The 6,827-nt window shown below is 61.1% G+C and carries 6 protein-coding genes; 1 reads left to right on the top strand and 5 read right to left on the bottom strand.

What is annotated here, in order from left to right:
• Nucleotides 1-2: 2 nt before the first annotated feature.
• The 3 genes from Q0S71_RS10065 to mug all read right to left on the bottom strand — a co-directional run bounded on the left by Q0S71_RS10065 (nt 3) and on the right by mug (nt 3,026).
• A complete protein-coding gene (locus Q0S71_RS10065) occupies nt 3-257 on the bottom strand; it encodes a hypothetical protein (protein ID WP_295994422.1) in 255 nt (84 codons plus the stop codon).
• Nucleotides 258-320: 63 nt separating this feature from the next.
• Nucleotides 321-602 carry a hypothetical protein gene (locus Q0S71_RS10070; protein ID WP_295994423.1) on the bottom strand — a complete coding sequence of 94 codons (282 nt, stop codon included), beginning with the start codon at nt 600-602 and terminating at the stop codon, nt 321-323.
• Between the two features lie 1,902 nt (nt 603-2,504).
• Nucleotides 2,505-3,026, bottom strand: a complete 522-nt coding sequence (gene mug / locus Q0S71_RS10075) for a G/U mismatch-specific DNA glycosylase (RefSeq protein ID WP_295994425.1) — start codon at nt 3,024-3,026, stop codon at nt 2,505-2,507.
• Nucleotides 3,027-3,237: 211 nt separating this feature from the next.
• Between mug and Q0S71_RS10080 the strand changes: the two genes are divergently transcribed.
• A complete protein-coding gene (locus Q0S71_RS10080) occupies nt 3,238-5,631 on the top strand; it encodes a S53 family peptidase (protein WP_295994427.1) in 2,394 nt (797 codons plus the stop codon).
• 83 nt (nt 5,632-5,714) lie between these two features.
• On the opposite strand, the gene Q0S71_RS10085 is transcribed toward Q0S71_RS10080, so the two are convergent.
• Together Q0S71_RS10085 and Q0S71_RS10090 are read right to left on the bottom strand one after the other, a co-directional pair.
• The gene (locus Q0S71_RS10085) at nt 5,715-6,236 is read right to left on the bottom strand and encodes a hypothetical protein (RefSeq protein WP_295994429.1); all 522 of its coding nucleotides are present in this window, start codon (nt 6,234-6,236) and stop codon (nt 5,715-5,717) included.
• Nucleotides 6,237-6,276: 40 nt separating this feature from the next.
• On the bottom strand, nt 6,277-6,666 hold the full coding sequence (locus tag Q0S71_RS10090; RefSeq protein WP_295994432.1) for a BON domain-containing protein: 390 nt from the start codon (nt 6,664-6,666) through the stop codon (nt 6,277-6,279).
• Nucleotides 6,667-6,827 lie beyond the last annotated feature (161 nt).

Raw genomic sequence — 6,827 nt, forward strand, 5'->3', positions numbered from 1 at the left:
CCCTATTCATCAACATGCCGAACCGCATTAACTGATATGCCAACTTCAGCGTATGGGTTTGAATTTCCCAAGTCGATACCCACATGCAATGGCAAATTCCTAGCTTGCGCGATGTCGAGTTTGACGGCCGCTTCCAACAAAAATTCACCAATCGCACGCAGTTCTTCTGGAGTGCCGTGAAAATCAACGTCAACGATAGTCACAGGAAGAATTGCACCATCTTCGTCGCATTTTTCTGACCATCCAATGATACGCATTCGGTTTCCTAGGTTAGTGCAATGACTGGTTCTGGCCGATTTCTGCCGACGAGGGATGCAGGGCTATTTTCCAATAAATTGCTCTAGTCGCACGGCCAGCATTCGACAATACATTGAAGACGCATTTTCAATCTTTCCTTCGCGCCGTAATAGATCAGCAGCGACTAACTTCAGGCCGGTGTCATCAATGACCTCAGCACGAACGTATGCGCTACCGAGCTTATCCAATCCTGCTCGACATCTATCGATAGCATCGTCAAATCTGCTTTGAGCTATAGCGCGCTCCCCATCCTTGAGAAAGCGAGCGACCTCTTGATGATTCACGCTTTGAGCCACCACTTGCATGGGCAGCCCAAGCAGAATAGCCACTGATAAAGAAATTAGCTTACACATTGAATCTATCTCACGGTCCGGTTTTGGCCGAAATGAGCCCCATTAACATGGCATGCACCAAAGGCAGTCACGCACCCGATCCGCTTGGCCAGCAGCTATGAGTTGAAAAGGAACTTGTTGGTCCAACGCAGGAACCTGGCGATGAAGCCACTCCAGACTGTCTTGTCTCAGGTGAAAGAACGCAGCCCATGCAATATCATCATTACCTCTGCATTCCGCTATGAGTTCAGATTTGAATGTGCACAGATCAAAGTCGCGACGACAGGTTTCAGCGGATATATACCAGCGACTATCCATGCTCAAATTCCAAAATGCGTTTAATCACAATAATTTTCTGAACTTCCGCTGTTGGCCGAACTCGGCCGATGTCGCTAAGGATAGCATGTTGCCAATCTGGAAAATACGCAAATTCTCACATGTCTTGGACACATTGGTGATGGATAGACATTTGAGTCAAAGCGCGGTTGGACGCTCTATTGCCATTTGTAAGGCATCAAGGCTGGGGGCGGCCGCTTAGAATCGGGCGTCAACCTCTGGTGCTGGCGCTGTTAACGATATACGGCAAACCGGCAGCAGCCCGACGCCAATCATCAGGATAGAGCGACTTCTCGGCCGCAAGAGCGTGCCGGTATCGGGAGAACCATCACTACTTTCATGCTTTCCAGCGCTAGCGAATCGCCGCAGCCGGGCTGTTTGGGGTGCGGGGAGGACTCGTTTGCGCGAAAATGGGCTTCAGTTATCCTAATGCCAAGAGTCAAACCGTGAAAGTCAGCCTATTTGGGGCATAAACGGTCGATTTGCATTGTTATATGAACCATATTTAACAATTGAGGAAACATTCAATATTATCAATTTTGGCTATTCATGCGGGTTTTAACGATGTTTTGTTATTTTGATACTGAGTTGTACCGGTTGTACCGGTTCGTACCGGTTTTTAAAAGTGCATTTTCCGGTACAACTTTTGTTATTTAAAACAATGAGTTACAGATGTATTTAACAGTTGTACCGGTGTACCGGAAAATAAAGTGGTGGTTTGGAGGCTGGCTATGCCATCGGTGGCGAGTCGGACCGATTGGCTTGTGCCGGGGGGGGGGGCAGGCGTGGTGACCTGTCCTGATCGCTTGGCTGCGTTGTGGCTGGTGCTGAGGCATGGACGGCGTTGGCGGTCGCCTATGCGTCGGAAACAATCTCCGGGTCCTTTCTGGGCTTGGGGATACGCGGGTGCCATGACCCCGGATTTTCTCTAGTGATAAAAAATCACTAGGGGGGCATAAATGGCAGTTGGGTAGGGCTGAAGTGTTGTGGGTCCCTCCTTGTCGTTCTTAACACGCGGGGATTGCGCGCCGCGTTCTCTCTCTAGCTCCGTGGTGTACCTACTTCCTTCCTTTTATCAGGTCCGCAGTGGCTGACGATGGCGCGACGGCCAAAGCTCGCTGCTGGAATCGAACGGGTCCCTCCTGGCCGTTTTTAACGCACGGGCATTGCGCGCCCCGGTCTCGTTCTACCCCACGAATTTTCCTTAGGGGGTTGTATGGTAAAGAGGTGAAGGCTTCGCGGCTGGTCGGCATCCTTGTATATCAGGCAATTGAGTCAAGCGGGGTAGGATCGGGATGGAAACCTGAACCGATTTAGGGGCCAAAATGACCTAAGAAAACTTTTTTGGGGGCATGTTTGGGGGCATGATTTATAAATAATTTTAATGAGTCTAGCATTTATGCGGGTTGTAGAGGCTTGTTCGGCTGTCACCGTCGTATTTCTAAAAAGCCCTTGATGATTCAAGGGCTTTTTTATCTCTGTCGCGCTTGGCCTCCGCGCCGCTCACCGCTCACCGCTTATCTGGCGATGGCCAGACTTTTATAACAAAGCGCGGTGCAGGGCCGCATAGGCTTGCACCAGCATTTCCTTGCTGAAGCCGCGATTCAATCCGCTCGGATTGGGCAGCAGCCACACGCGCGCGCCCGCGAAGCGCTGCGGCTGTTCGCCCCATGCCAGCTCGCGCTTTCCCGTCATCCCGGCATACGCCGCTTTCCCGAGGAAGGCGATGCACTGCGGCTGGTAGAGCGCTATCTTTGCCGTCAACTCCGCCGCCGCTTGCGCGAACTCGTCCGTCTGAACCTGGTCCGCGCGATGGGTGGCGCGCGCCACGGCCGCCGTCAGCCCCAGTCCAAAATCGAGGGCCATGCCGTCTTCCTGCGGCGCGAGCTGCCGCGGCGTGAAGCCGGCCAGATGCAGCACCGGCCAGAAGCGGTTGCCGCGGCCGAGGAAATGGTGGCCGGCCGCAGCGGCATCGACGCCGGGGTTGATGCCGCAAAAAACTACTTTTAATCCGTGACCGAGGATGTCGGGCAGCGCTGGCGTCGGTTCGATGGCGGGCATGGGCGATTCAAGGAGGGGCGGAGCGTGGAGTATGCCGTCCGGCAAGCCGGCGATCAAGCGCTTTGGCACCATATTCAATTTATTGGAATTGGGAGGAGGCACCTGTGTGTGGCGCGATTGGTATAGGCGCTGCTTAAAATATGTGCGAAAATTGCCGTGTGGATACATAAATTCCTGTTGCCCGCTACCCCATACTTGAAGGAAGACGATGATGACCCCTCGCAAATCGACCCGACCCGGCCCATCGTCCTCCCGCCCGAAAGCGGTCGCGGCGCCGGCCTTGCTGCTGTGCGTGGCGGCGCTGCTCAGCGCCTGCGGCGGGGGCGGCGACAGCGGCGACAGCAATGGCAACAGCGCCCGGGTACTGGAGGCGGCGCCGTTGGCCACCGGTGTCACCACCGTGGAACTCGACACGGGCAGCTTGCCGGACGGCACCGCGCAGCAACAGGCGCTGCCGTCGTTCCACGTCGCGCCCGTACTGCTCGACACGCCGGCCGATGACGCCGGTGACGTCTCCTCCTATCGCGCGGCGCATTTGCAGGCGATACCGGCCGAGATGCGCAATCTGTCGACCCGCCGCCTCACTTTGCAAGCGATGCACTCGCGCCGCATGGAAGCGATGCGCGGCCTGGCGCCGGACGTCGGCACGGCGGCGGCGCCGCTGGCCAGCAGCGGCGTGGTGGCGACTTACACGCCGGCGCAGATCCGCGCCGCCTATGGCTTGCCGACGTTGCCGGCCCTTGGCGCCACCTTGAGCGCTGCGCAAGCGGCGCAGTTGGGCGCGGGCCAGACCATTTATATCGTCGACGCCCAGGATGACCCGAACGTGGCCGCCGAATTAACGGCGTTCAATCAGAAATTCGGCTTGCCGACATGCGCCGCCAAGGCCGTCGCCAGCAACGCCGGCCTGCCGCTGGCGGCCGCTTCGGCCAGCGCCTGCGAATTGTCGGTGGTCTACAGCACGGCCAGCGGCGCCATGACGGCCACGCGGCCGGCCTACGATGCCGGCTGGGCCACCGAGATCGCGCTCGACGTGCAGTGGGCCCACGCCACGGCGCCGCTGGCGCGCATCGTGCTGATCGAAGTGGCGGACGCCAGCTACAACACGCTGCTCAGCGGCGTCAAGCTGGCCAACGCGATGGGGCCGGGCATCGTGTCGATGAGTTTCGGCGGCGCGGAAAGCAGCGGCACGACGGCGTCGGAAGCGACTTTCTCGCAAGCGAACATGACTTACCTCGCGGCCACCGGCGACTCCGGCGCCGGCGTGTCGTGGCCGGCTGTGTCCGCGCACGTGCTGGCGGTGGGCGGCACCACGCTCAGCTACAACGCCGGGGGCACGCGCACGGAAACGGCGTGGTCCGGCACCGGCGGCGGCGTCAGCCAGTACACGCCGACGCCGGCCTATCAAAGCAATGCCGTGCCCGGCCTGGGCAACGCCGCGCACCGCACCGTGGCCGACGTCGCCTTCAACGCCGACCCGGCGTCCGGCCAGTATGTGGCCGTGATGGCGCAGGGCGCCACGGCGGCCGGCTGGGTCAGCGTGGGCGGCACCAGCCTGGCCACGCCGCAGTGGGCAGGCGTGATCGCCATCGCCAACGCGCTGCGGCTTCAGGGCGGCAAGGCCGTGCTCGGCGCGCCGCACGCGGTGCTGTACGGACAAATCGCGACGGTGCCCGGCAGCTATGCCAGCAACTTCGCCGACATCCTCAAGGGTAGCGATGGCACTTGCGCCGCGTGCAGCGCCAAGACCGGTTATGACCAGGTGACCGGCCTGGGCACGCCGAACGCGGCCGGCCTGCTGGCGACGCTGTCGGGCGTCACCGTCGCGACGGCGCCGGTGGTGGCCTCGGCCAATATCGGCGGGATGGTCGGGACGGCGTTGTCGTTCACGGTGTCGAGCTCGTCGGCCAACGCGGTCGGCTATGCGCTGGCCGGCGCGCCCGCCGGCATGACCATCAACAGCGCCGGCGCGGTGGCGTGGCCGACGCCGGTGGCGGGCACTTATGCCGTGACGGTGACGGCCACCGACAGCAAGAATGGCTTGAAGGGCAGCGGCGTGTACACCATCGTCATCGCGCCGCTGTCGGCGCCGGTGCTGACGGCGCAGACCGTCAGTGGCCGCGCCGGCGTGGCGCTGTCGTTCTCGGTATCGGTGGTCGACAGCAATCCTGTGACCTACACGTTGAGCGGCGCGCCGGCCGGCATGACGATTTCCGGCGCCGGCGTGGTCGGCTGGGCCAATCCGGTGGCCGGCAGCTACGCGGTGACGGTCGTGGCCAAGGATGGCAAGACCGGCTTGAGCGGCCAGGCCAAATACACGGTGCAGATCAGCGCCGGCGGTCCGGTCCTCACGGGCGCGCCGATGACGGGCGTGGCGGGCAAGTTGCTGACGGGCTTGATCAGCATCGCGGACCCGGGCGCCAGTTCGATTGCGATTACGATCGCCGGCGCGCCGATGGGCATGATGTTCATGGGCAGTGGCATGAATATCGTGTCGACGTGGAATAGCCCGGTCGCCGGCAGTTATCAGTTGAAGGTGACGCTGAAGGACTCGCTGGGCGGCAGCGCACAGATCGTCATTCCGGTGACGGTGACGGCGCGTTAGCCGACATGACCGTTAATCGTTAACGGTCAACGCCCGCGCAGCGATGCGCGGGCGTTTTTTTGTCTGCTTATCGCAACCCGGCATCAGCCCGGAGCGTGCGCTTCCGACGTCGAGTGGATGTTATCGGCCTTGGCATCCTCGAAGATTTTCTTCGCGCTCGACACCTGGTCGCCGTTTTGCGCGTGGACGGAAATGAGGACGTTGCCGCTGCGGACCTTGCCGTCGTACAGCTTGGCTTCGTATTCCGGGATGCCCATGCCGATCAGGCCGCCGATCACGCCGCCGGCCGCGCCGCCGACGGCCGCGCCGCCCAGCGCCGCGAGGATGGGGCCGGCCGCGATGAAGGGGCCGACGCCGGGGATGGCCAGGGTGCCGATGCCGGCCAGCCAGCCGAGGATGGCGCCGGTGCCCATGCCGGCGACGCCGCCGGTGGCCGCGCCTTCAGGCAGCTTGGTGTTTTGTTCGTGGGCGAAATCGCGGGTGCCGCCCTTGTCCGGGAACAGCACGGAAATGGCGTTGCTGGCGAAGCCGGCATCCTTCAGGCGGCCGACGATGGTTTCGGCGTGGGGATGGTCGACGGCGATGCAATAGACGGCGTGGTTCATGAGAAGCTCCTTTTGGGGGTGGTATTAAAAACCGTGGAAATTAATTGGTCTTGATGTCGAGATCGTTCTCGACGCTGGCGACGCCGTTGACCTGTTTGGCCAGCGTTTCTATCTTGCTTTTTTCGGCGTCGTCGTGGACTGGGCCGCGCAGCGTCACGGCGCCGTTGGCGACCATAATCTTGACGTTGTGCGCCAGCGTAGACAGCGACTTGTCCTTCACCACGGTGCGCCGCACGGCGGCCAGCAGGTCGCGGTCGGCCTTGCTGTTGGACTGGGCTTGCGGCGTGTCGGCCGTGTTGTTCTTGTCGCGCGTGTTCAAACGCGTGTTGGTGGTCGATGCGCCGGTCGATGCCGCCGCCGTGCCGGATGCCGCGTCGCTGCCGGCCTGGGCGCCGGCCAGGGCGGCGCCGCTGGCGATGGCGAATGCCATGAGTAGTGCTGAGTGTCGCGCTGTATGTCGCATGGGAGGACTCCTTTGCAGTGTTGGTTGAATTTTCTCGGGTACTCGGTGCCGATGCGGCCATCATGCAGCAGGGCGCCCGCGCACTGTGTGAGGCGTTTAACCGTGGCGCTACATTGGCGATGAAGGGG

The sequence above is a fragment of the Rugamonas sp. genome (assembly GCF_025354735.1).
Lineage (GTDB): Bacteria > Pseudomonadota > Gammaproteobacteria > Burkholderiales > Burkholderiaceae_D > Rugamonas.